Source organism: Brevundimonas sp. PAMC22021 (assembly GCF_019443405.1).
Classification (GTDB): Bacteria; Pseudomonadota; Alphaproteobacteria; order Caulobacterales; family Caulobacteraceae; genus Brevundimonas.
In genome coordinates this window covers 837950-862376 of sequence record NZ_CP080376.1, presented here as the reverse complement: position 1 = coordinate 862376, position 24427 = coordinate 837950, and the positions used below count along the sequence as shown (strand labels likewise).

The 24427-nt window shown below is 66.6% G+C and carries 18 protein-coding genes and 2 pseudogenes; 12 read left to right on the top strand and 8 right to left on the bottom strand.

Translation table 11 applies throughout. From position 1 onward, the window contains the following. Window positions 1-93: 93 nt before the first annotated feature. From KY493_RS04175 to metH, 10 genes are all read left to right on the top strand, one after another. Window positions 94-834, top strand: a complete 741-nt coding sequence (locus KY493_RS04175; RefSeq protein ID WP_219897731.1) for a tRNA1(Val) (adenine(37)-N6)-methyltransferase — start codon at window positions 94-96, stop codon at window positions 832-834. 959 nt (window positions 835-1793) lie between these two features. After that, complete coding sequence (locus tag KY493_RS04170; protein ID WP_219897730.1) at window positions 1794-2405, top strand: TIGR02466 family protein; 612 nt, start codon at window positions 1794-1796, stop codon at window positions 2403-2405. Further along, window positions 2398-3189: an SDR family NAD(P)-dependent oxidoreductase gene (locus tag KY493_RS04165; protein WP_219897729.1), complete on the top strand. Its 792-nt coding sequence runs from the start codon at window positions 2398-2400 to the stop codon at window positions 3187-3189. Before KY493_RS04170 ends, KY493_RS04165 begins: the two co-directional genes overlap by 8 nt. 117 nt (window positions 3190-3306) lie before the next feature. Then, window positions 3307-4974: an energy-dependent translational throttle protein EttA gene (ettA, locus tag KY493_RS04160; RefSeq protein ID WP_219897728.1), complete on the top strand. Its 1668-nt coding sequence runs from the start codon at window positions 3307-3309 to the stop codon at window positions 4972-4974. After that, window positions 4971-6062: a DUF429 domain-containing protein gene (locus tag KY493_RS04155; protein ID WP_219897727.1), complete on the top strand. Its 1092-nt coding sequence runs from the start codon at window positions 4971-4973 to the stop codon at window positions 6060-6062. Before ettA ends, KY493_RS04155 begins: the two co-directional genes overlap by 4 nt. Window positions 6063-6397: 335 nt before the next feature. After that, window positions 6398-7360: a metalloregulator ArsR/SmtB family transcription factor gene (locus KY493_RS04150; RefSeq protein ID WP_219898319.1), complete on the top strand. Its 963-nt coding sequence runs from the start codon at window positions 6398-6400 to the stop codon at window positions 7358-7360. Further along, complete coding sequence (metF, locus tag KY493_RS04145) at window positions 7360-8325, top strand: methylenetetrahydrofolate reductase [NAD(P)H] (RefSeq protein WP_219897726.1); 966 nt, start codon at window positions 7360-7362, stop codon at window positions 8323-8325. Before KY493_RS04150 ends, metF begins: the two co-directional genes overlap by 1 nt. Before the next feature lie 175 nt (window positions 8326-8500). Beyond that, a complete protein-coding gene (locus KY493_RS04140) occupies window positions 8501-9583 on the top strand; it encodes a homocysteine S-methyltransferase family protein (RefSeq protein WP_219897725.1) in 1083 nt (360 codons plus the stop codon). Beyond that, window positions 9580-10272, top strand: a complete 693-nt coding sequence (locus tag KY493_RS04135) for a bifunctional 2-polyprenyl-6-hydroxyphenol methylase/3-demethylubiquinol 3-O-methyltransferase UbiG (protein WP_219897724.1) — start codon at window positions 9580-9582, stop codon at window positions 10270-10272. Before KY493_RS04140 ends, KY493_RS04135 begins: the two co-directional genes overlap by 4 nt. Further along, entirely contained in the window at window positions 10272-12938 is a 2667-nt protein-coding gene (gene metH, locus KY493_RS04130) for a methionine synthase (protein ID WP_219897723.1), read from the top strand. Before KY493_RS04135 ends, metH begins: the two co-directional genes overlap by 1 nt. 9 nt (window positions 12939-12947) lie before the next feature. On the opposite strand, the gene KY493_RS04125 is transcribed toward metH, so the two are convergent. Further along, entirely contained in the window at window positions 12948-13526 is a 579-nt protein-coding gene (locus tag KY493_RS04125) for a hypothetical protein (protein ID WP_219897722.1), read from the bottom strand. 137 nt (window positions 13527-13663) lie between these two features. Beyond that, the gene (locus tag KY493_RS04120) at window positions 13664-16768 is read right to left on the bottom strand and encodes a TonB-dependent receptor domain-containing protein (protein WP_219897721.1); all 3105 of its coding nucleotides are present in this window, start codon (window positions 16766-16768) and stop codon (window positions 13664-13666) included. A 346-nt stretch (window positions 16769-17114) separates the two neighbouring features. Here KY493_RS04120 and KY493_RS04115 point away from each other — a divergent pair, with 346 nt between their 5' ends. Beyond that, a complete protein-coding gene (locus tag KY493_RS04115; RefSeq protein WP_219897720.1) occupies window positions 17115-18017 on the top strand; it encodes an MBL fold metallo-hydrolase in 903 nt (300 codons plus the stop codon). Between the two features lie 3 nt (window positions 18018-18020). Here KY493_RS04115 and KY493_RS04110 read toward each other — a convergent pair whose 3' ends face one another. Together KY493_RS04110 and KY493_RS04105 are read right to left on the bottom strand one after the other, a co-directional pair. Continuing rightward, a complete protein-coding gene (locus tag KY493_RS04110; RefSeq protein WP_219897719.1) occupies window positions 18021-18722 on the bottom strand; it encodes a hypothetical protein in 702 nt (233 codons plus the stop codon). 26 nt (window positions 18723-18748) lie between these two features. Then, complete coding sequence (locus KY493_RS04105; RefSeq protein ID WP_219897718.1) at window positions 18749-20377, bottom strand: long-chain-fatty-acid--CoA ligase; 1629 nt, start codon at window positions 20375-20377, stop codon at window positions 18749-18751. Between the two features lie 151 nt (window positions 20378-20528). Here KY493_RS04105 and udk point away from each other — a divergent pair, with 151 nt between their 5' ends. Next, complete coding sequence (gene udk / locus KY493_RS04100) at window positions 20529-21173, top strand: uridine kinase (protein ID WP_219897717.1); 645 nt, start codon at window positions 20529-20531, stop codon at window positions 21171-21173. Window positions 21174-21389: 216 nt separating this feature from the next. On the opposite strand, the gene pdxH is transcribed toward udk, so the two are convergent. The 4 genes and pseudogenes from pdxH to KY493_RS04085 form a co-directional block, all read right to left on the bottom strand. Next, on the bottom strand, window positions 21390-22064 hold the full coding sequence (pdxH, locus tag KY493_RS04095) for a pyridoxamine 5'-phosphate oxidase (protein WP_219897716.1): 675 nt from the start codon (window positions 22062-22064) through the stop codon (window positions 21390-21392). Between the two features lie 22 nt (window positions 22065-22086). Further along, window positions 22087-22206 (bottom strand): annotated as a pseudogene (locus KY493_RS14435) (IS5/IS1182 family transposase); the annotation flags it as partial. A 107-nt stretch (window positions 22207-22313) separates the two neighbouring features. After that, window positions 22314-22466: pseudogene (locus KY493_RS14430) on the bottom strand (IS5/IS1182 family transposase); the annotation flags it as partial. A gap of 73 nt (window positions 22467-22539) precedes the next feature. Next, window positions 22540-24357, bottom strand: a complete 1818-nt coding sequence (locus KY493_RS04085) for an autotransporter domain-containing protein (protein ID WP_219897715.1) — start codon at window positions 24355-24357, stop codon at window positions 22540-22542. Window positions 24358-24427 lie beyond the last annotated feature (70 nt).

Here is a 24427-nt window from a genome sequence, read left to right as displayed (position 1 = left end):
GCTTGCCGGGTCGCGATGCGGCGCACAATGGTGATCGCCCCTTTGGGGGTCAAGGCGCTTCGACCCGCGAGCGCGGTGGAGAGGATGGCCATTATGTCCCAGGTCAGGGAGAGCGGGCTGCTCGGCGGCCGGGTGCGGCTGCGTCAGCCCGCGACCGGCTATCGCGCGGGGATGGACGCGGCGCTGCTGGCGGCGGCGGTCGGCGTCGAGGTCGACGAATGGGTGATCGAGGCCGGCTGCGGCGCGGGCGGCGCGCTGATGCAGGTCGCCGCGCGATGCCTCGGCGCGCACGTCGTCGGCCTGGAGCGCGATCCATTGATGGCCGATCTGGCGCGGGAGAATGCGGCGCTGAACGGCATGGCGGATCGCGCCGAGGTCGTCGTCGGCGACGTGGCGGCGGGCTTTCGCGCGCTGGACCTCCCGCCATTCGACTGGGCGATCAGCAATCCGCCCTTTTTCGACGATCCGGGCGCGATGCGTGCGCCGGGACCGGGCAAGCGCGACGCCTGGATGGCCGATGACGGGCTGGAGGCCTGGACGCGGTTCCTGCTCAAGGCCGTGCGAGAGGGCGGCCGCATCGTGGTGATCCATCGGGCCGATCGTCTGGCCGACCTGCTGGCGCTGCTGGGCGACAAGGCCGGGTCGTTCGCGATCCGGCCGATCCACCCGTTCGCCGATCAGCCGGCCAAGCGGGTGCTGGTGCAGGCGATCAAGACGGGCAAGGCGCCGCTGCGACTGCTGCCGCCGCTGGTGATGCATGAGCGGGGCTCCGAGACGAAGCACACGCTGGAGGCCGAGGCGATCCTGCGCGGCGAGGCGCGGCTGGGTTGGTGACGCGCAAAAGCCCCGGCCTGCTGTGGGCATCCGGTTGGAGGGCGGACGGGGCGGCGGGTCTTCGCTCGGAGTATGGGTAGGGGTTACCGTTTCGACGAAACCTGACGCCCCGCGCGGATGATTTGTGTCTGCAAGCCAGGACCGTGGGATGGTGGCGGTCTTAGCGCCTAAGTCCTAAGCCTGCGCCCCCGGGTCAAGCCCGAGGGTGACGTGGGCAGGCAGCCCTGCGAGGCTGTCCCTGGACCGGCCGAGTATCCCCCTCTACCCTCTCGGCGCTGAACCGAGTTCAGCACCGGCGGCCGCAAAGGCGAACCCCCACGACCTCCCGCTCCATCCGCTCCCGTCGCTCGCAAGGTCGCAGGCCAGGCGAGCCCTCCAGTGCGACGAGACGGATGCAGGGTGACACGGGTTTGAACCCAGGCGGGGAAGTGGGGGCGAGGAACGGCTAGGGATCTGATGCACCTAGGTTTTGTCGCCGCTGATGCGCTGGCTGACACGTTTTACCCGTCATCCTCGGGCTTGTCCCGAGGATCCAGACTCCCGGTCTTTGACGTGGAGCACCGGGAGTCTGGACCCTCGCCACAAGGGCGAGGGTGACGGGGAGGAAGGGAAGGAAGGGAGCGGGCGGCGAGGAGGCACCTCTACCTCCCCGTCCGGGTAGGGTGGTCGCGTCAGCGACCGGGTGGGGGCGGCCCGGCAGGGGCGCGCGGCGTGAAGCCGGACAGGCCACCGATGGGTCGCATGGCCGCCCCCACCCGGCTTCGCCCCTTTGGGGCTCAGCCACCCTCCCCGGACGGGGAGGGAGAAGACCGGTCTCCTCTCCTCCCCATCGCAGATGGGGAAGTGGCGCGGCGCTTGCGCCGTGACGGAGGGGGTGGCGCGGCGGTTCCCTCCCCACGATGTGGGGAGGAAAGAGTATCCGCCTTCACCTCGCCGTCCCGGAAGGCTATCCCCTGCTCATGTCGCTGCGCCCGCTGTTCGTCACCCAGGTCTACGAAGCCTCGCTGGCGGAAGGGCGCGGGTTCGCCGCGTTCAACCAGCAGCTTTCCGACGCCTGCCGGATGCTGGCGGAAGAGGACGAGGGCGGAAGGCGGTGGTGTCGGGCGAACGGGTATCGCGGCTACACCTCCTATGGCTCTCTGAACGACCTGCCGCAGCGTCTGCCGGAGTTCGCGGAGCTGAAGCGGCATCTGGATCGGCATGCGCTGGCCTATGCGCGGGCGCTGAACTTCGACCTTGCGAGGAAACCACGCCTGGACAACCTGTGGGTCAACATCCTGAAGCCGGGCGGCGGGCACACGGGCCACATCCATCCGCACGCTTTCCTGAGCGGCACCGTCTATGTGGAGACGCCGCCCGGCGCCTCGGCGCTGAAGCTGGAGGACCCGCGCCTGCCGATGATGATGGCCAGGCCCTCCGTCAGCGAGGAGGCGTCGGAGGCCGAGCGGCCGTTCGTCTATCTGAACCCCCAGCCCGGCACAGTGCTGATGTGGGAAAGCTGGCTGCGGCACGAGGTGCCGGTCAACGCGGCCAAGTCGGACCGGATTTCGGTGAGCTTCAACTATGCCTGACACGCCCCTGCCCGCTCCCGCCCGAGGCGTCGTGCTGCTGACCGGGGCGGCCTCCGGGATCGGCCGGGCGACGGCGCTTCGGCTGGCGGCGGACGGCGCACGGGGGCTGGTGCTGATCGACAGGGATCGAGCGGGACTGGAGGCGTTGGGCTCCGATCTGCCCCCGTCGGTCGAAAGGGTAGTTGCTGACTTCGACATCGTCGACGAGATGAGGTGGGACGCCTTGGAGGCGGAACTGCGTGGCCGGTTCGGCGGCCTGGACGGCGTGGTCGCCTGCGCGGGCGTGTCGGACGCGGGCGCGATCGCGGACCTGTCGCTGGACGCTTGGCGGCGGGTGCTGGGCGTCAATCTAGACGGCGCCTTTCTGACGCTGCGAACCGGGATGCGGCTGCTTCGCGACGGCGGGGCGATGGTGGCGGTGTCGTCGGCGTCGGCGATCAAGGCCGAGCCGGGCACAGGCGCGTACGGCGCATCCAAGGCCGGACTGCTGCAGCTGACGCGGGTGGCGGCCAAGGAAGGCGCGGCGCGGGGCTTGCGCGTCAATGCCGTCCTGCCTGGCGGGGTCGAGACGCCGATCTGGCGCGGCATGAGCTTCTTTCAGGACCTGATCGCCGAGACCGGCTCGGAAGAGGCTGCCTTCGCGCGTCTGGCGTCCTTCGCCACGCCGCTGGGCCGCTACGCCAAGCCCGAAGAGATCGCGGAGCAGATCGTGTTTCTGCTGTCGGACGCCGCCCGGTCGATCACTGGCGCGGGCCTGGTCGCCGATGGCGGCTATACGCTCTAGAGGTCGCCATCAAACGGCCGCGCCGGGCCGCTAGGGTTTGATCTCGTCGGGCGCGACCGCTACATCCGACGCCGAAACTCCCCCTCGCACCACGAACCCAAGGGCGCACCGCACCTCATGGCGCAGCAATACATCTTTCAGATGCAGGGCCTGACCAAGGCCTTTCCCGGCGGCAAGAAGATCTTCGAGAACATCTGGCTGAGCTTCTACAACGACGCCAAGATCGGCGTGGTCGGCGTCAACGGCTCGGGCAAGTCCACCCTGCTCAAGATCATGGCCGGCCTGGACAAGGAGTTCCAGGGCGAGGCCAAGGCCGCCGACGGGATCAAGCGCGGCTATCTGGAGCAGGAGCCGCATCTCGATCCGGCCCTGAACGTGCGCGAGAACGTCGAGGCCTGGTGCGAGGAGAAGCAGTGGGTCAACCGCTTCAACGCCGTGGCCGGCGAGCTGGGCGAGAACTACACCGACGAACTGATGGAGGAAATGACCAGCCTCCAGGAAAAGATCGACGCCGGCGACGTCTGGGACATCGACAGCCGCATCGAAATGGCCATGGACGCCCTGCGCTGTCCGCCCGACGACTGGGAGGTCACCAATCTGTCCGGTGGTGAGAAGCGCCGCGTGGCCCTGGCCCGCCTGCTGCTCAGCAAGCCCGACATGCTGCTGATGGACGAACCGACCAACCACCTGGACGCGGAATCCGTCGCCTGGCTGCAGCACCACCTGGAGAACTTCCCCGGCTGCGTCATCCTGGTGACCCACGACCGCTACTTCCTGGATCAGGTGACCAAGTGGACGCTGGAGCTGGACCGCGGGCGCGGACATCCGCACGAGGGCAACTATTCGTCCTGGCTCGAGGCCAAGCAGAAGCGCGTGGTGCAGGAGCAGTCGGAATCGGAGGCTCGCCAGCGCGCCCTCACTCGCGAACTGGAATGGGTGCGCTCGGGCGCCAAGGCCCGCCAGGCCAAGTCCAAGGCGCGTCTGGCCGCCTATGAGAAGATGGTCGCCGATCAGGAGAACAGCCGTCAGGCCCAGTCCTTCGCCGTGATCCAGATCCCGCCGGGTCCGCGCCTGGGCAATGTGGTGCTGGAGGTCGAGGGCCTGCAGAAGTCGTACGGCGACAAGGTGCTGTTCGACAACCTGACCTTCAAGCTGCCGCCCAACGGCATCGTCGGCGTGATCGGCCCCAACGGCGCCGGCAAGTCGACCATGTTCAAGCTGATCACCGGGCAGGAAACGCCGGACGGCGGCACGATCAAGGTCGGCGAGACGGTCAAGCTGGCCTATGTCGACCAGTCGCGCGACGACCTGAAGCCGGACGAGAACATCTGGCAGGCGATCTCGGGCGGCACCGACATCATGATGGTGGGCAAGCGCGAGATCAATTCGCGCGCCTATGTCGGCTCGTTCAACTTCAAGGGCGGCGACCAGCAGAAGAAGGTCGGTCAGCTGTCGGGCGGCGAGCGCAACCGCGTGCACCTGGCCAAGACCCTGGCGTCCGGCGGCAACCTGATCCTGCTGGACGAACCGACCAACGACCTGGACATCGAGACGCTGCAGAACCTCGAGGAGGCGCTGGAGGAGTTCGCCGGATGCGCCGTGGTCATCTCCCACGACCGCTGGTTCCTGGACCGGCTGGCGACCCACATCCTGGCCTTCGAGGGCGACAGCCATGTGGAATGGTTCGAAGGCAACTTCGAAGCTTATGAAGAAGACAAGAAGCGCCGCCTGGGCGCCGACAGCCTGATCCCCCATCGGATCAAGTTCCAGAAGTTCGGGCGGTGACGAAGGAGGTCTTCATCGGCTTCGACTCCGCTTGGACCGACAATCCTAAACAGCCGGGCGCAATTGCGCTCATGGAGTTCGAAGACGGGAAACCCTCCAACTTTACGCCGCCTACCTCAGCCACCTTCGCCCAAGCCAGTGACGCCATTTGCGACGCCAAGGCGAATTCCGATTATGTCCTGATCGCCTTGGACCAGCCGACCCTTGTGCCGAACCGCGGCGGGTGCCGGCCTGTGGAGCGCGTGGCGGGATCTTTGGTGAATCGCCTGAAAGGCGGCGTCCAGCCGGCTAATCGCAGCAAGGCGTCCATGTTCGGCGACGCTGCACCCGTGTGGTCTTTCCTTGATAGCTTGGGTGCAAGGGAGAACCCAGAAGCGGCGAGATCATGCGCCTCGGGCATCTTCCTTATCGAAGTCTTTCCAGCGCTCGCGCTGCCGTCGATGATCGATGAGATTTCAACAAGAGGTCGAGCGGCCAAGTACAATCCCGCGTCAAGGGCGCAGTTCTCACCGGACGACTGGCGGATGGTCGCAGAAGGTGTTGCTGATCATGCACAGCGCCGGCGCCTTCCCGACCTTGAACTCTGGGCGCGCGAGGCAAGTCGTAAAACCTCGCCGAAGAAGGCCAACCAGGATCAGTTGGACGCAGCCATCTGTGTGCTGATCGCCATATCTTGGCGACGCGATGAGATGAGCGAACTCGCCGTGCTGAGAGACGGCATCACCGGGTATATGGTCACGCCTACATCGGCAAGAACACGGCCCATTCTGGCATCTGCCGCGCAGAAATACGATGTGGGCTTCAATGCGGTCTGGAACGGCGATGCCGCGCGCTGGATCGACGACCTCTCGCCGCCTGCGGAGATGTCCACGCCCTTGCTCGCACGGATCACCAAAGAGCGAGGCGTGCTTGGCGGCAAGCCTTGCATTCGCCGCATGCGTATCGGCGTTGACCAAGTTCTCAACATGTTGGCGGACGGTGTGACGGCAGAAGACATACTGACCGACTTTCCGTACCTAGAGGCCGAAGATATCCGGGCGGCGTATGCCTATGGCGCGATGCTTGCCGAGAAGGATCGCCTTCAGTAGCGCTGCGACAACGGACCGGTTGCTTGCAGCGTTTTTGCTGAAGATTTATCCAACTTGACGCACCGTGCCCCGACGGCCGGCTAACAAAGTCTCACCAGAGGCACTCCGCCGCAGCCCATAGGTCATTGAACGGCGTCGCCCACCAGAGCCTCGCTCCAAGCGTCAGCCTCCTCCTCTCGTGCGTCGTCGCAGGCGACGGCGGCATACGCGTCGTCGAGGATGAATGGGAACGTCTCCATTGCGCAATGATGCGTGTAGACGCGCGTGTCGTCGAGGTGACTGGCCGTCGTCATTTCTCTTGGACAAACATATAAGGATATCCTTATATGTCAGGCATGAACCTGAACGCCGACCAGACCGTGGAAGCCTTGCGAGCCGCCGGAGAGCCGACGCGGCTGCGGGTGCTGTCGCTGCTGGCGGGGGAAGAGCTGTCGGTGATGGAGCTGTCGCGGGTGCTGGACCAGAGCCAGCCGCGCGTGTCGCGCCACCTGAAGCTGATGACCGACGCCGGACTGATCGAGCGGTTTCCGGACGGGGCACGGGTCTACTATCGGCTGTCGCATGACGCCCAGGCGCGGCGACTGATCGACACTGTGCTGGACATCCTGGCCGACGACGCGGGCGAGGCCGATCACCGGCGGCTGGACGAGGTTCGGCGCGACCGCGAGGAGCATGCCGCGCGCTACTTCGAACAGGTGGCGCCCCAGTGGGACAAGCTGCGCTCGCTCTATGTCAGCGAAAGCGCGGTCGAGGCGGCGCTGGAGCGGGCCATCGGCTCGGGACCGTTCGAGCGGGTGGTCGATCTGGGCACCGGCTCCGGTCGGATGCTGACCCTGTTCGGGCGCCGGGCCAAGATGTCGGTCGGGCTGGATCTCAGCCAGAACATGCTGAACATCGCCCGCGCCAACGCATCCAAGGCCGGGCTGGACAAGGTCGAACTGCGTCACGGCGACATCTTTGCGACCCGCCTGCCGGCCGAGAGCGCGGACCTGGTGATCGTGCACCAGGTGCTGCACTACCTCGCCGATCCGGCGGCGGCGGCGGCGGAGGCCGCGCGGCTGGTGATGCCCGGCGGGCGGCTGGTGATCGTCGATTTCGCGCCGCACACGTTCGAGCACATGCGCGAAGCGCATCAACATCGGCGGCTGGGCTTTTCCGACAATGAGATCTCCGGCTGGCTGACGGAGGCGGGGCTGAAGACCTCCGCTCCCATCGCCCTGTCCCCTGAATCCGAGGGCCTGACCGTGACCATCTGGATCGCCGAGCGCGAGACCGTCGCCCAAAGGAGCGTCGCCTGATGAAGGGATCGTCGACGAGCCTGGCCGAGGCGCGGGCGCTGCTGCTGTCGCCGCTGGGACCCGTGGCGCGCGCGGGCTCGAACCGCGATGCGGTCAAGGTGTCGTTTGAGTTCTTTCCGCCCAAGACGGACGAGGCCGAGGCCAATCTGTGGAAGGCGATCCGGCGGCTGGAGCCGCTGCGGCCCGACTTTGTCTCCGTTACCTACGGCGCGGGGGGATCGACGCGCGAGCGAACGCACCGCACGGTGCAGCGGATCATCACCGAGACCTCTCTGCGCCCCGCCGCCCACCTGACCTGCGTCGAGGCCAGCCGCGCCGAGGTAGATGAGGTGATCGAGGGCTACAAGGCCATCGGCGTCGACCACATCGTGGCCTTGCGCGGCGATCCGCCGAACGGCCCAAATGGCTCAACAGGCATCGGCGGCGTCTACCAACCTCACGCAGATGGTTACGCCAATGCGACGGAGCTGGCGCAGGCCATCCAGCGCATCGGCGGCTTCGACATCACCGTCGGCGTCTATCCGGAACAGCATCCCGAGAGCCCATCGATCGAGCACGACATCGACGTGCTGAAGGCCAAGGTGGACGCCGGCGCCACGCGGGCGCTGACACAGTTCTTTTTCGACATTGATGCTTTCTTGCGGTTCCGCGACCGGGTGCGGGCGGCGGGCGTATCGATCCCGCTGATCCCCGGCGTCATGCCGGTGTCCAACTTCGCCGGACTGAAGCGGATGAGCAGCTCGTGCGGGGCGGCTATTCCGGCGTGGCTGGAGGCGCATTTCGACGGGCTTGACAACGATCCGGACACTCGCCGGCTGCTCGCAGCCTCGGTGGCCGCCGAGACGTGCGCGCGGCTGCAGGAGGAAGGCTTCTCCGACTTCCACTTCTATACGCTGAACCGCGCCGACCTGGTTTACGCCATCTGTCGGGTGCTGGGCGTGCGTGAACAGAGGGTCGCGGCGTGATCAGCCCGCGGCCGCACCCCTCCGTCACGGCGCAAAGCCGCGCCGCGCCACCTCCCCATCGCTTCGCGACAGGGAGGAGAAACGCTCTCCTCCCTGTTTGCATCGCAAATGGGGAGGTGGATCGACTCGCCAGCGTCGAGACGGAGGGGTCCCTTCCTGCTGCTGGAGCCTTTGCATGACCCGCGCAGAACGCATCGCCGCCCTGCATGCAGCGGCCAGGGAACGCATCCTGGTGCTGGACGGCAGCTGGGGCGTGATGATCCAGCGACGGGACCTGTCGGAGGCTGACTTTCAGGGGGACCGGTTCGTGGCGGCGAACGGCTATGACGAAAGGCGCCAGATGAAGGGGAACAACGACATCCTCTGCATCACGCGGCCCGACATCGTCGCCGGCCTGCACGACCAGTATTTCGCGGCCGGCGCCGACATCTCCGAGACCAACACCTTCTCGGCCACCACCATCGCCCAGGAGGACTATCGCCTGGACGCCCAGTCCGTCTGGGACATCAATCTGGAGGGCGCGAAACTGGCCCGCGCCGCCGCCGACCGCTGGACGGAAAAGGAACCGCACAAGCCCCGTTTCGCCGCCGGTTCGATCGGGCCGCTGAACAAGATGCTGTCGATGTCGTCGGACGTGAACGACCCCGGCGCGCGCCTAGTCACCTTCGACCAGGTCTATGACGCCTATCGCCATCAGGTCCGGGCGCTGAACGAGGGCGGGGTCCACCTCTACCTGATCGAGACCATCACCGACACGCTGAACTGCAAGGCCGCGATCAAGGCGATCAAGGACCTGGAAGACGAGGGCATGGATGCCCTGCCGATCTGGATTTCGGGCACCATCACCGACCGCTCGGGCCGCACCCTGTCGGGCCAGACGGCCGAGGCCTTCTGGAACAGCGTCCGCCACGCCAAACCGTTCGCCGTCGGCTTCAACTGCGCGCTCGGGGCCGACCTGATGCGCCCGTTCATTGCGGAGCTGAGCCGCGTCGCCGACACCCTGGTCGCGGCCTATCCCAATGCTGGCCTGCCCAACGCCATGGGCCAGTATGACGAGCAACCCCACGAGACGGCCCATTTCATCGAGGAATGGGCCGCCTCCGGCTTGGTCAACATCGTCGGCGGCTGCTGCGGCACGACGCCCGACCACATCAAGCACGTCGCCGAGGAAGTGGCGGGCGTGACGCCGAGAGCCATTCCGGAACGACCAGTCGCCCTGCGCCTGTCCGGTCTCGAGCCGTTCGAGATGGTGGCGTGAGCAAGCCCGCCTTCAATTTCGCCGACGCCGACTTTGTCGCCAGATACGTCGAAAAGGGCCCGCGCGCCTTCATGCCCGGCCAGCCCGGCGTGCTGCAGATGGCGGGCGTCCTGCTGGGCGAGCGCGTGCCCGACGATGGCCATGTTCTGGTCGTCGGCGCCGGCGGCGGCATGGACACCCAGGCGCTGGCGAAGGCCGGACCGGGCTGGCGCTTCACCGGCGTTGATCCGGCGGCGAAGATGCTGGACCTCGCCCGCCACATCCTGGGCGACGAGACCATGCGGCGGGTCGAGCTGATCGAGGGCGGCGTGGAAGCCGCGCCCGAGGGTCCGTTCGACGGCGCCACCTTGATCCTGGTGCTCGGCATCCTGCCTGACGACGGCTCGAAGCTGGAGACGCTGAAGCAGATTCGTCGACGTATAAAGCCGGGTGCGCCTTTCGTTCTGGTTGATCGCTGCGACAGTGCGGACAGTCCGCTGTTCGACCGCAACATGGACCGCTACGTCGCCTTCGCTGCGGCCAACGGCGTCGACGCCGAGACGCTGAAGAACGCCCGGGCCAGCCATCGCGGCAATCCCGGGCTGGTGACGGCTGCTCGCGACGAGACCCTGCTGACCGAAGCCGGCTTCGCCGACATCGAACACTTTTATCATGCCATGAACTGGCACGGCTGGGTGGCCTACGCCTGATGCGACCGATCTTCATCAATGTCGGCGAGCGGACCAACGTCACCGGCTCGGCCAAATTCCGCAAGCTGGTGGTCGAGGGGAACTACTCCGCCGCGTTGGACGTGGCCCGGCAGCAGGTCGAGGCGGGCGCCCAGGTCATCGACATCAACATGGACGAGGGGCTGCTGGACGGCGCCGTCGCCATGCGGACCTTTCTGAACCTGATCGCGGCCGAGCCCGATATCGCCCGCGTGCCGGTGATGATCGACTCCTCCAAATGGGAGGTGATCGAGGCGGGGCTGAAGTGCGTCCAGGGCAAGCCCATCGTCAACTCCATCTCGATGAAGGCGGGCGAGGCGGAGTTCCGTGAACAGGCGGTCAAATGCCTGCGCTACGGCGCCGCCGTCGTGGTCATGGCCTTCGATGAAGTCGGTCAGGCCGACACCGCCGCACGCAAGATCGAGATCTGCACCCGCGCCTACCGCATCCTGGTCGACGAGGTCGGCTTCCCGCCCGAGGACATCATCTTCGACCCCAACATCTTCGCCGTGGCGACGGGGATCGAGGAACACGACAACTACGCCGTCGACTTCATCGAGGCGACGCGCGAGATCAAGCGCGCCCTGCCCTACGCCCGCGTCTCCGGCGGCGTGTCGAACGTGTCGTTCAGCTTCCGCGGCAACGAGCCCGTGCGCCGGGCGATCCACAGCGTCTTCCTGTATCACGCCATCCAGGCCGGCATGGACATGGGCATCGTCAACGCCGGCGATCTTCCGGTCTATGACGACATCGACCCGGCGCTGCGCGAGGCCGTCGAGGACGTGATCCTGAACCGGCCGCAGCGGACCAACGTGTCCAACACCGAGCGGCTGGTGGACATGGCCCCGTCCTACAAGGGCGAAAAGGGCGCGGCCAAGGTCGTGGACCTGAAGTGGCGCGAGCAGCCGGTCGGCAAGCGCATCGAGCACGCCCTGGTCAACGGCATCACCGAATACATCGAGGCCGACACCGAAGAAGCGCGGCTAGGCGTTGAACGTCCGCTGCACGTCATCGAAGGCCCGCTGATGGACGGCATGAATGTGGTCGGCGACCTGTTCGGCTCGGGCAAGATGTTCCTGCCGCAGGTGGTGAAGTCGGCGCGGGTGATGAAGCAGGCCGTGGCCTGGCTGGAACCCTTCATGGAGGCAGAGAAGGCCGGCAAGCCGCGCGAACAGGCCGGCCGCATCCTGATGGCGACGGTCAAGGGCGACGTCCACGACATCGGAAAGAACATCGTCGGCGTCGTGCTTCAGTGCAACAATTACGAGGTGATCGACCTGGGCGTCATGGTCCCGGCCGATCGCATCCTGGACGAGGCCAAGGCCCACAACGTCGACATCGTCGGCCTGTCCGGCCTGATCACGCCGTCGCTGGACGAGATGGTGTTCGTGGCGGCAGAGATGGAGCGGCGCGGGTTCGACATCCCGCTGCTGATCGGCGGGGCGACCACCAGCCGGACGCACACGGCCGTGAAGATCGAGCCGGCCTACCGGGCGGGTTCGACCACCTATGTCATCGACGCCAGCCGCGCGGTCGGCGTGGTGTCGGGCCTGCTGTCCAAGACCGACCGGGCCAGGAACGAAGCCGCCACCCGCGACGAATACGTTCGCATCCGCGAACAGTACGCACGCGGCCAGGAAGTCAAGGCGCGGACCACCCTGGCCCAGGCGCGCGACAATCGCTGGCGGCCCGCGTCCGATCAGGCGCCGGTGGGCGAGCCGAGCTTCGTCGGCGTGCGGGCGTTCGACGGCTGGGACCTGCAGGATTTGGCCGACCACATCGACTGGACTCCCTTCTTCGCCAGCTGGGAGCTGATCGGGCGCTATCCGCTGATCCTGGACGACGAGGTGGTGGGCCAGGCGGCGCGCGACCTGTTCGCCGACGCCAAGGTCATGCTGAAGCGGATCATCGACGAGAGGTGGTTCACCGCGCGCGGCGTCGTCGGCTTCTGGCCCGCCCAGGCGATCGGCGACGACATTGCCGTCTATGCCGACGAGGGCCGCAGCGAGGAGATCGCCCGCTTCCACACGCTGCGCCAGCAGATCAAGAAGACCAACGGCAAGCCGAACCTGGCGCTGTCCGACTTCGTCGCCGAGGACGGTCAGGACTGGATCGGCGCCTTCGCCGTCACCGCCGGCCACGGCGAGCTGGAGATCGCCAAACGGTTCAAGGATGCGGGCGACGACTATTCCGCCATCCTGGCGACCGCCCTGGCCGATCGCCTGGCCGAAGCCTTTGCCGAGCGACTGCACAAGGAAGTGCGCACGCAGCTTTGGGGCTATGCGCCGGACGAGCAGACCAGCGTGGACGCCCTGATCGCCGAGCAGTATCAGGGCGTCCGCCCTGCCCCCGGCTATCCGGCCCAGCCTGATCACACGGAAAAAGCCACACTGTTCCGCCTGCTGGACGCCGGTCAGAACGCAGGCATGGCCCTGACCGAAAGCTTCGCCATGACGCCGCCGGCCTCGGTGTCGGGCCTGTATTTCGGGCATCCGGGCAGCCACTATTTCGGCGTCGGCAAGATCGACCGCGACCAGGTCGAGGACTATGCCGCGCGCAAGGGCTGGGAGGTCTCCACCGCCGAGCGCTGGCTGGCGCCCATTCTCAACTACGATCCGCATCAGGCCGCCCGAGAACAGGCGGCCTGAGCCCCACGGTCAGGACGCGGGCGCCTCCGAGGCCGGCGCCTCGCGCAGGCCCACGTCGGCGGGCGTCGCGGGCGGCGTGGTGATGTTGTCGCGGATGCGGCGCGCCGCATGCTCGCACCGGCCCGGCAGGCCGAAGAACAGGCCAAAGGATTCGCTGCGCACCCGCTCGTCGGTCTGCGTCAGCAGCGGCGCCCACTTGGCCTTGGCGGCCGCCGCGGCCGCCCGCGCCTCGGCCTTCGCCGCCGCACTCTGACGCGGTTCCGCCGCCGCCAGGGCGCCCCGGAAATCCTGCGCCTCCAGACGGCCCAACCGCACCAGCTCCGTATCCTCCGCCGACCGGTTGGTCAGGGTCTCGCCCAGATCCGCATGGCCGGTCACCAGCGCATCGCACCACGCCACCAGCGGATAGTCCGCCGTCGGCGCGCCCGTCGGCAGCGGATTGGAATAGGCCAGCGCCTCACGCAACCGCACCGAATCGGTCGCCTCGCCCCGTGCCGTAGCCGTCGCGATCGGCCCATCCGTCTCCTGCGCCCAAGCGGGCGCGCTCAGAACGCTGACAAGGGCAAGGGTGGCTGAGAACAGACGCATGGAAGCTTCCATTGTTGATCCTGGGACGCGCTAACGCACAGCCAAGCTCCCCGATCCCTGTGGCCATTGTTCGGCGCAAAGAAAAAGGCGGCGGACCGAAGCCCGCCGCCGTTCCTGTTAGGTCCAACTCTATCAGATCAGAACTGGTAGGAGAGGCCCAGGCGAATGTTACGGGGGGCCTGGTAGGAGATGATGTTTTTGTAGTTCGGGCTGGCGGTGCCCGCGCTCAGATCACCCACCTCGTCATAGTCAGCAGCGCCCTGGAAATCGAACAGGTTGAAGACGTCTGCGCGCAACTGGAGCCGCCCCGCCATGGATGTCGGAATGTTCCACGCAACAGACGCATCGATCCTCTTGTTCCACTGACCAGAGAACTGGCTGCCGCGGGGAGTCAGCACGCTTGTCGCTCCACGAACACAGTAGTTCGCTGTGATTGTAGCGGGTTGCGCCCGACCGTCATCGAACGGGTAGGAGCCGATGCAGCCGTAATGGCGGGGCGACTGGACGAAGATGTTGGCGCCCAGTGTGATGTCGTCCGTCAGAGCATACGAGCCGAAGAGTTTGAAGGTCTGGCCACGGTGGTTGGGCAGGAAGCCGAAAGAACCATCGGTCCAGCCCGGCTCATCGAAGTCCTGAGTCAACCCGGTGTCGTCCTGGCCGTTATCCGACTTCACGCCGCCCTCGATGTTGCCCTCCGACTCGGAAAGCACCACCGAGCCTTGAAGCGCCCACTTGCCATCCCACGGACGTTCAAAGGACAGTTCGAGCGCTTGATAGGTCCGCTCGGCTTCCGGGATATCCAGGATCGCGGCGGGGATCGTGATGGTCTGGCCTGCCAGCGCCGGGAAGCTGGTCGCATCCGGGGTGATGACAAGATCCTTACCCGGGTTGAGCAGGACGTATTCGCCAGCGTTGTTGATGGCGCCGCAGTTTGCAGGCGTGATGCCGACGGACGCACAGTAATCGTCAATGATAAAGGACGTGTCGTAGTCCTCCATCACGGCGTTCAACTCGCGATACGTGGCGTTCGCGGAGAAGCGCCAGCCGCTTTCGAGCTGATGCGTGATGCCGACGATGAACTCGTCCTGGTTCTGCGCATCCAGGTTCTGCGAGACCAGCGATGTTGCAGCAGAGCGTTCACCGTTCGAGTTGACAATCGTCTGCAACGGAGTCGCGGCGAGTCCGGGCGCGCAGGTATTTGACCGATCCTGAGCACACCGGAGGATCAGCTGAGCCTGTGTCTCACCCGGATTGAGGGTAAGGCCGCCGACGCTGTTATATAGGTAGTAGGTGTCCGTGAAGAGCTCGGCGCCCGCCAGGCGCAGGTTCGTGTTGCCGGCGATTGGAATGTAATACCGGCCGTAGAATGCCGACAGGCGGGTGCTCTGATCCCCGAAGAGGTCATAGGTCGCCCCGATGCGCGGCGAGATGTCGTAATCCGTGGCGGCGAAGGTTGCGCCGGTGTCATCCTTGTTGTCGAACTTCTCCGCGCGCACGCCGAGTTGCAGTGACAGGCGATCGGTCACATCCCAGGCATCCTGGATGTAGAAGGCGGTCTGTTCGATATCGAACGATCCGCCACGGCGGATGTCACGCACGCGAACGTAAGGCGTGTTCGCCGGCACGAGGCCGCCGACCTGAGTGGTGGTCGCGGGTCCGCGGTACACATATTGGATGCCGCCGGAGAAGCTCGTGACGCTCGTCGTCGTCAGATCTTCGCGGTCGGCGCCGATCCGGAAGTGGTGGTCGCCGAAGAAGTTCGTGACGTAGACATCGGCATCAAGGCGATACAGCTTACGCTCGTCCTGACCAGCCTCGATCAACTGCGCAGGGTTACCGCGAAGTGTACCTTGGCCAGCGAAGCCTATCACGCTTGGTTCGGAATCAGCTGACCCGGCGATGGTCTGGTTGAACTTGTTGGAGCCGTAAAGAGCCGAGATCGTCAACCAGTCCGTAAAGTTGCCGGTGTACTGGAAGATCGAAGTTTCACCGCCGGACTCGTTGAAGGTCCTCGACGGCTCCGTGGCTCCAGACAGCAGTTGGGTGGTCTCATTAGACTGATCGTCGTTGAAATACGTGATCTCCAGACGGTGATCTGGGTTCAGATATAGATCGAGCTTACCGCCGTAGAAGGGGTCGTCGAACGTCGTTCGGGTCAGCGTGCCCGACGAGCCCGTATCTTCCTGAGAGTTGTCTCGATAGTTGTAGAAGCCGAAGAAATACGCGTGCTCCTTCCACAGCGGCCCTGACAACCAGACGTTGGCATCTAGGCTGTCACGGACATCCAGATCATTCGGTGTGACGCTGACAGAGTTGTCTGCGTTGATGAAGGTCGTATCTGGAACCTGCTCGCGCAGCTCGTCAGGTCCCCAGTAGACGTCAACACCCCCGTGGAACTCATCTCCGCCGGACCGGCTAGTTGCGATCACCGCGCCGCCGGTGTTGCGGCCGAATTCTGCCTGGAAGCCACCGGTCTTCACGTCAACTTGCTGATAGAAGGTGAAGGGCACCGTGTTTCCGCCCAACAGCGTGCGGAAATTGGTGATGTTCATACCGTTAAGGTAGAAGACGTTCTCGGCGACCGAAGAGCCGTTGATCGACACTTCGTTGCCAAAGGCGCTGTCGCCAGGAGTCGTCCCCGGCGCCAGAAGCTGGATGGCTGCGATGTTGCGGGAAGTCGGAAGCCGATCGAACGTCTCCTGCACGTCGAGGTTGATCCCGGTGGTGGTGCGATCGAAGTCAACCCGAGCAGCGCGTGTCCCGACGACAACAATGTCGTCCAGCGCCTCGCCCGCCGCACCAGCCTGACTGACGGTGAAGCCATAATCCCGCGTGGAACCGAGCAGGATCGAGACGTTGCTGTCGGTGTAGGTGTCGATACCAGGCCCGGAGATCGTGACGGTGTAGTTACCCACGGGCGCACCGGCCACGCGGAAATTGCCGCGCTCGTTGGTTGTCGTTGTTCGGGTAAAAGCCCGCTCGTTCTGCGAGACAGTCACGGTTGCGCCGACCACGGGCTGGCCTGCGGTGTTCGTAACCTCACCCTGGATAGCGCCGGAAGTGAAGTCCTGTGCCGCAGCCGTCGTCGGCGCGACCAGCACCGCGGCTGCCGGCAGCGCGACGGCCGCCGCCAAGGCCACGCCACCGATCATCGTGGAGGCCAGCAGGCGCTCACGAATGGTTTGAATAGTCAAAACGGCATCCTCCTGAGTGGTCGGCGAGTTCTCGCCGATGCAGGTCATGCTCCGCGCCCCCAAATGCGCGCAGATTGGATGCGACAATATGTGTCCACGCCACCGCGTCCATCCGGATTGCGGACAGGTAATGACGCGCGCTAACGACTGTCTCAGTTGAGCCACAGTCGTGACGCGAAACAGTCATATGTTTTTCAGGCGGCGAGGTGGTTGAAACCAACAATTTCGGCTGAAGCGCAGCAAGATCGTTGCGCACTTGCCTATTGCAATGCATGTCGATGCCTCGCCGATCCCTGCCGTACAGGGGGCGGTCTGCCGCCTGTGCGGCAGTGCGGGAACCCCTCGCGGCTGATATGCGACCTGCGGCGTCAGCGAACGAACAGGACCCGGCGGCTTGATTCCCTTTGTGCGCGACTTCCCCTTCGCCTACGGCCACGCCGATCGTCTGACGCCGCTGATCGAGCGGGTGATCGCCGACAATCCGGGGCCTTTCACCTTTAAGGGCACCGGGACCTACATCGTGGGGCGGGATGAGCCGGGGGCGTCGGTGGCGGTGATCGATCCGGGGCCGCTGGACGAGGGGCATCTGCAGGCGCTGCTCAGAACAGTTGATGGGCGGGTCGTTAGCCATGTGCTGGTGACGCATACGCATCGGGATCATGCGCCGCTGGCGAGGCCTTTTGCCGAAGCGACGGGGGCCAGGGTGCTGGCGATGCGATCGCCCGTCAGGGAGACTCACGCGTCGGGAGGTGCCGACGAGGATGAGGCCCCGGCTTTCGTCCCCGATGAGGTGCTGGTCGGCGGCGAGGTGATCGAAGGCGACGGCTGGACGCTTGAAGCGATGGCGACGCCGGGGCATGCGTCGAACCACATGGCCTTTGTGCTGCGCGAGGAGAACGCCCTGTTCTGCGGCGACCATGTGATGGGCTGGGCCACCACCGTCGTGGCGCCGCCGGACGGGGACATGGCCGACTATATGCAGAGCCTGGATGCGGTGATCGCGCGGGGGTTTTCGACGTTGTACCCAACGCACGGCGCGCCGATCACCGAGCCGGGGCCGTTCCTTTTGGCTTATCGCGAGCATCGGACGCGACGCGAAGCGCAGGTGCTGAAGCGGCTGGCGGCGGGGGACGAGACGATCGAGCAGATGCTGCCGCGCCTCTATGTCGGGGTGGACAAGCGGTTGTGGCCGGCGGCGGCGCTGTCGGTGCTGGCGCACCTGGTCAAGCTGTGCCGCGAAGGGCGGGTGACGGCTGATCCGGCGCCGGTGGCGGAGGCGCGCTTCAGGCTGGGCTGATCGTCAGGGACGCAGATTGGCGGCGATCTTGGCGGCCAGGCGGCAGGTCGCGCCGCCGTCGGGGCGATCGCCGCGCGCGGCCACGCGTATGTCGGTTCGACCGGGGCGGATGCGGATGACGGCGTCAAAGGCGCGGCCGAACCAGGCGGCCTCGTGCACGCCCTCGACTTGAAAGGCGGCGGCGCGAACCACCGGAAAGCCCGCATCGACCAGGGCGCCGCCCGCGGTTTGGGCCGCCAGCTGGCTGGGGATGGCTGCGGCCGTGGAGCACGACGCGGCGTCGGCCGTGGCGGCCTCGTCCCTGTGGAACCCGGCCAGGGCCGAGAAGCCCGGGGCCTCTTCGGTGTTGGTGGCGACGTCCAGCGGCCAGTCGCGGTCGAAGCGGCTGGCCTGAAAGCCAAAGGCCCCGACGGTCGCCCCGGCGATGCAGAGAGCCGCAGCGGCGGGCAGAACCCGCGTGCGCGAGGTGAGCGCTGCGACCGCCGCGATCAGCCCCGCCGCCAGGCCGATCCAGGCGAGCATGCGCGCGACGCGCCACGTCAGCAGGTCATGGCCGAAGGCAAGATCGACGACGCCCAGCCGGACCAGCAACACCGCGACCAGCACCAGCAGAGGCGCGGCCACGGACAGCGCAACCAGCGGCGTCATCAGGTGCGCGGCGAGCCGCTGGCGAGCCGGGTTCGTGGACGGCGCGGTCGCGGGCATCGGCCCTCCCCTGCTTGCGGACGCCGTCAGGCGGATTCGGGCAGACGGTAGTCCTTCATCCGCTCGCGCAACAGCTTCTTGTCGATCTTGCCGGTGGCGCCCAGCGGGATGTCCTCGGCCTGGACCACGTCGTCGGGCATCCACCATTTGGCAATCCTGCCGCGCAGGTGATCGAGGTGTTCGGCCTTGTTCAGCGTCTCGCCGGGCTTGAGCTTGATGATCAGCACGGGGCGTTCGTCCCACTTGGCGTGCGGGGCGCCGATCACGGCCGCCAGTTCGACCTTGGGATGGCCGACCGCGATGTTCTCGATCTCGATGGAGGAAATCCACTCGCCGCCCGACTTGATCACGTCCTTGGCGCGGTCGGTAATCTGCATGAAGCCTTGCGGATCGACGGTGGCGATGTCGCCGGTGTCGAAGAAGCCCTGATCATCCAGGATGGAGGCGTCCGACTTGAAGTAGCCGGCGGCGACGATGGGGCCCCTGACCATCAGCCGACCAAAAGTCTCTCCGTCGTGGGCGACCGGCTGACCGGCTTCGTCCTTCAGCGCCAGTTCGACGCCCAGCGGCGGCACGCCCTGCTTGGTCCGCCACTTCATCTGCTCGTCATAGGGCAGGCCAGCGATCTCGGGCGGCAGGTGGCCGATGGTGCCGATGGGCGAGGTTTCGGTCATGCCCCAGGCGTGGGTGACCTCGACGCCGAAGTCCTGCTGGAAGCCGCGGATCAGGCTTTCGGGACAGGCCGAGCCGCCGATCAGCACGCGCTTCAACGTCGAGAAGCGCAGGTCGTTGGCCTTCATGTGCGCGAACAGGCCCTGCCACACGGTGGGCACGGCGGCGGAGAAGGTGACGCCCTCCCCCTCGATCAGCTCGTACAGCGCCGCGCCGTCCATGCGCGCGCCGGGCATGACCAGCTTGGTCCCCGAGGCCGGACCGGCGAAGGCGATGCCCCAGGCGTTGGCGTGGAACATGGGCACCACCGGCAGGATCACCTCGCTGGGCGTCGCCCCCATCACCGTGGCCGTCATGGCCATGAAGGTGTGCAGGAAGTTCGAGCGGTGGGAGTAGAGCACGCCCTTCGGATTGCCCGTCGTGCCGGAGGTATAGCAGAGGCCGCAGGCGGTGTTTTCGTCAAAGCCGCCCCAGGCGCAGTCGGCCGACTGCCCGGCCAAGACGCTCTCGTAGTCCTGGAGGCTCGGGATTTTTGTCTGCGGCAGGTGCGCCGCGTCGGTCAGGACGACCACCCGCTCGACCGTCGGGCAGTGCGGCAGCACCGCCTCCAGCAGCGGCAGGAAGGTCAGGTCGGTAAAGACGACCCGGTCCTCGGCGTGATTGATGATCCAGCCGAGCTGTTCGGGAAAGAGGCGCGGGTTCAGAGTGTGGCAGACCGCGCCGATGCCCATGATCCCGTACCAGGTCTCCATGTGGTTGGCGCTGTTCCAGGCCAGGGTGGCGACGCGGTCGCCAGGTTCGATCCCCCAGGCCTTCAGCGCGTTCGACAGGCGCTTGGCGCGCTCATGAATGGCGGCATAGGTGGTGCGGACGATCGGTCCCTCGACGGAGCGCGTGACCACCTCGCGGTCGCCGTGCCAGTTGCGGGCGTGATCGATGATCTTGTCGACCGTCAGCGGCCAGTCCTGCATCAATCCCAGCATCGTTCTATCCGTCCCAAATCCGTGAGTGCATCGACCTTGACCGCGATGCTTGGCCGCGACGCTATCCCGACTTATCGACGTTTAGCAATCGCTGCGGACGCGGCGCATGGTCCCTGGTGGCGCGGCGGCGACGCAGGGGCTAAAGGCGCGCATGGCCATTCTGATCGCGATTACCGGGGGCTCGGGTTCGGGCAAGAGCACGCTGGCGGAGGCGCTGGTGGCGGCCCTGCCCGCGGGCGCCGCCGTGCTGATGCGCGAGGACTCCTATTATCGCGATGCGGCGTCCCTGCCCGACTTCGACGCCGAGACCTTCGACTTCGACGACGTGGCGGCGCGGGATCACGAACTGCTGACCGCCCACCTGTCCGAGCTGAAGGCCGGACGCGGGGTGGAGGCCCCGGTCTACTCGTTCATCCACCACGGGCGCGAGCCGGGCGGCGAAGCGGTGGCGCCGGCCGAGGTGGTGGTCGTGGAGGGGACGCATGTGCTGTGCACCCCGGAGCTGACCGCCCTGTTCGACATCCGGGTGTTCGTCGACACGCCCGCCGACATCCGCTTCATCCGACGGCTGCTGCGCGATCAGAGCGAGCGCGGTCGCACGGCGGATTCGGTGATCCATCAGTATCTGCTGACGGTCCGGCCAGGGCATGAGCGGCTGACCGAGCCGTCACGCACCCACGCGGACTTCATCGTGGCCGATGCGACCGCCGCCGTCAGGCTGGAGGACCCGCAGGCGGTGGTGCGGCTGGCGGCGCCGGTGCTGGCGCATCCGCTGCTGAAGCCGCTTCTGGCCTAGGGTCAAGTTTTCGCTACGGCAGAGCCATGTTGCACCGCCGACTGGTTGACCGGCGTGTCTCAATGCGCGTCATCCTCGCCCTTGTGGCGAGGATCCAGAGACTCAGGCGGCTGTGGTGACCGTCGATGCGGACGCTTTTTTGAATCGCCGCGATGTCGGCCACACCGGGAGTCTGGATCCTCGCCACGAGGGCGAGGATGACGGATCAACAAGAGCTTAGGGCCAGAGGCGTTCGCGCCGCCAGGCCTCGCCGTCGCGGACGAAGCGCAGGCGGTCGTGCAGGCGGAAGGGGCGGTCGCGCCAGAACTCGATGGCGAGGGGGCGCACGCGCCAGCCGGTCCAGCGTTCGGGACGCGGCACGTCCTGGCCTTCGAACCGTGCCGTCTGTTGGGCCACCGCATCCACCAGCGCCTGACGGTCCGGCAGCGGGCGCGACTGATCCGAGGCCCAGGCGCCGATGCGGCTTTCCCGCGCGCGGCTGGCGAAATAGGCGTCGGCCTCGTCTCGGCTCACCGGCTCGACCGAACCGCGCACCCGCACCTGGCGACGCAGGCTCTTCCAGTGGAACACCAGGGCGGCGGAAGGGCGGGCGTCCAGCTCGATCCCCTTTGCGCTCTCGCTGTTGGAGTAGAAGGTAAAGCCGCGTGCATCCACGTCCTTCAGCAGCACGATGCGCGCGTCGGGCATGCCGTCGGCGTCCACCGTCGCCAGGGTCATGGCGTTGGAGTCGTTGATCTCGTGCGCGCGCGCCTCGGCCAGCCAGTCGATGAACAGGCCGATCGGATCGTCGCGCTCGAAGGCCGCCTCGTCGCTGTTGGCGGCCAGGGCGGCGGCATAGTCGCGGGCGTATTCCTCGGCCGACGGGCTGGGCGGGATGGCGGGCGCGGTCATGCGTCTGCTGTAGGCCCTAGACTCACAACCACAAAGAGATGATGGCGGCGAGAGCGATTGCGGCGGCGTAGGTGCACGCCAGTTTGTCGTATCGGGTATCGACGCGTCGAAAGTCCTTGATGCGGCAGAAGGCGCGTTCGACGGTTTCGGCGCTTACCGGCTTGCGGGCCGAAGGCGGGGAGGTTCTTGCGACAAGGGCTGTTTGGGATGACGCGGCGGGTTCCACGATCCAACAGCAGGCGTCGCAAATGCATAACTATAGCGTCCCCCGCTGATCAGCACATGGATTATGCCCGAGATCACCCGCCGATCATCCACCCGTGGCGCGCCGCGCGGCGTGTTCGGCGGCAACGGCCGAAGCCGCTCGAACTGCGCATTCGTCAGCCAGAACTCCGAAGCCATGCCCGTCCTCCTGTTTCCACGGAAGAGAGCCACAATCCGCGATCGCCGGGAGTCCTGTTCATGGGGCCCGGCCCTAGAGCGGCAGGCGCAGCTGGATGCCGCCCATGTGGCTGTCGGCATGATCGCCGAACCGGCCGCGATATCCGACGGTGATCTGCAGCGGACCGACCGCGCCCTCGACGCCGGCGGAGGCCAGCACCTGACCGCCGAACGGCTCCTCGACCTCGCGCTCCAGCACCCGCGCCGGATTGTTGTAGAGGCCGACGCGCACGCCTTCCGAGCTGTCGTCCAGCGCGTCGCGATAGCCACCCTCGGCGAACAGGCCGAACCGGCCCATTTCGGCCTCGGCGCGCAGGGTGACCTCGCCCGTCAGCGCCTCCACCGTGCGGTCCTCATAGGCATATTGCGCCGCCACGCCGTCTTCGACGTAGCCTTCCACCTCTGAAGAGGTCCAGGCCAGCGCCGCGCGCGGCGAAAGCGACAGGCCGCCCATCTCGATCCAGGTCCCGGCCTGGACGCGCGCGCCCTTGCTCAGGCCGTCGGTGTCGGCGGTGTGGACAATCGGCGCGACCGTGGTCAGGCGCTCGATGTCGTCATAGCGGTCGCGCGCCACGCCGACCGCCGCGTTGACGAACGGACCGCCCTCCATGCGCCAGCCGCCATACAGGTCCAGGCCGTAGCTCTCCGCCTGGAAGGCCAGCGCGCCGCCCGAGACATCCGATCCACGATAGCTGCCCGCCAAGCCGAAGCGCAGGCTCTCGGACGGGCCGGATTCCAGGGCGATGCGCCCGCCCCAGCCTTCGCTGCTGGCCGAGCGCACCGGGCCGCGCGCGTCGATGTCAACGCTGTCGCCCGTCACCGCCGCCGAGATCGAAGTCCCCGCCGTCCAGGGTGCGCGCCCCGACAACGCCTCGCTGGCCATGTCCAGCGTCTCTTCCCTGTGGCGGAAGCCGGTTTCGCCCTGCAGGGCGCTCTGAGCACCGATGTCGCCGTAGTAGAGGTAGTCCGTCGCCAGCGCCGCGATGATGCGGTGTCCCGTCGCGGTCGGGTGCACGCCGTCGAAATAGAAATAGCTCGACGGATTGGAGCACACCGCGCCGGTCGCCGCATTCAGGCAGGCGTCGGTGACGTTGGTCACGCCGAAGCGTTCGGGATTGGCCGCCAGGGTGTCGCTGATCTTGAACAGGTCCACCATGACGATGTTGCTGTTCGGCCGGGCCGCCGCAGTGGCCGCCAGGTTTGTCGCCAGCGCGCCGTTCAGGGTGGTCACCGCATAGTCGGCCAGCGGCGCCGCCGTCGTGTTTCGGAACTGCGGAGTCAGGCTGAGCTTGGGCAGGTTGGTGACGAGGATGGTCCCCGCGCCGGCGCCCGCCACGCTGTTCACCAGGGCGTTGATGTTGCCTGCGGCCTGCAGCGCCACCGGCGTGATCGCCGCGACGGGGTTGGCCGAGGCGCCCGCCGCCGGCAGCCCTTGGAAGATGTCATTCGCCCCGCCGAGGACGCTGACCAGGTCGCCGGCTCCGAAGCGACCACCGGCGGCGGTGTAGCGCGCCAGCTGGGCCAGCATGCCGGGCGGCACGGTCGCCGAGGCGTCGGTGCGCGATCCGCCAAACGCCAGGTTGATGCTGCCGCTTACCGCGCCGTTGAAGTTGGCGGCGTTGAAGCCCAGCAGCTCGGTGAACACGGGTCCGGTCGAAAAACGCCCTTGAAAATAGGGCGGCGACGGCGGCTGGGTGCGGCCCGAGGCCAGATACAGATTGCCGTTGTCGCTGAGGCTGTCGCCGAACACGACCAGCCGGTCATAGGTCTGGGCCTCGGCCGATGCGGCCGCGCCGCAGGCGGCGGCCAGGGTCAGGGCCGAGACGGCGGCCCCGTGAAGAAAGCGAAACATCCAGATCCTCCCGCGGCCGTCGTGATCGCGGCCGTTCGCGTGCACTCTGCGCCTGTTTGCGACAGTTTCA

Excerpts from the sequence above, each read along its gene's own strand:
- KY493_RS04125 (WP_219897722.1), bottom strand. The coding sequence starts at position 13,526 with ATGCGTCTGTTCTCAGCCACCCTTGCCCTTGTCAGCGTTCTGAGCGCG.
- KY493_RS04085 (WP_219897715.1), bottom strand. The coding sequence starts at position 24,357 with ATGTTTCGCTTTCTTCACGGGGCCGCCGTCTCGGCCCTGACCCTGGCC.
- ettA (WP_219897728.1), top strand. The coding sequence starts at position 3,307 with ATGGCGCAGCAATACATCTTTCAGATGCAGGGCCTGACCAAGGCCTTT.
- udk (WP_219897717.1), top strand. The coding sequence starts at position 20,529 with ATGGCCATTCTGATCGCGATTACCGGGGGCTCGGGTTCGGGCAAGAGC.
- KY493_RS04120 (WP_219897721.1), bottom strand. The coding sequence starts at position 16,768 with ATGACCTGCATCGGCGAGAACTCGCCGACCACTCAGGAGGATGCCGTT.
- KY493_RS04105 (WP_219897718.1), bottom strand. The coding sequence starts at position 20,377 with ATGCTGGGATTGATGCAGGACTGGCCGCTGACGGTCGACAAGATCATC.
- pdxH (WP_219897716.1), bottom strand. The coding sequence starts at position 22,064 with ATGACCGCGCCCGCCATCCCGCCCAGCCCGTCGGCCGAGGAATACGCC.
- metF (WP_219897726.1), top strand. The coding sequence starts at position 7,360 with ATGAAGGGATCGTCGACGAGCCTGGCCGAGGCGCGGGCGCTGCTGCTG.
- KY493_RS04150 (WP_219898319.1), top strand. The coding sequence starts at position 6,398 with ATGAACCTGAACGCCGACCAGACCGTGGAAGCCTTGCGAGCCGCCGGA.
- KY493_RS04175 (WP_219897731.1), top strand. The coding sequence starts at position 94 with ATGTCCCAGGTCAGGGAGAGCGGGCTGCTCGGCGGCCGGGTGCGGCTG.
- KY493_RS04140 (WP_219897725.1), top strand. The coding sequence starts at position 8,501 with ATGACCCGCGCAGAACGCATCGCCGCCCTGCATGCAGCGGCCAGGGAA.
- KY493_RS04165 (WP_219897729.1), top strand. The coding sequence starts at position 2,398 with ATGCCTGACACGCCCCTGCCCGCTCCCGCCCGAGGCGTCGTGCTGCTG.
- KY493_RS04170 (WP_219897730.1), top strand. The coding sequence starts at position 1,794 with ATGTCGCTGCGCCCGCTGTTCGTCACCCAGGTCTACGAAGCCTCGCTG.
- metH (WP_219897723.1), top strand. The coding sequence starts at position 10,272 with ATGCGACCGATCTTCATCAATGTCGGCGAGCGGACCAACGTCACCGGC.
- KY493_RS04110 (WP_219897719.1), bottom strand. The coding sequence starts at position 18,722 with ATGCCCGCGACCGCGCCGTCCACGAACCCGGCTCGCCAGCGGCTCGCC.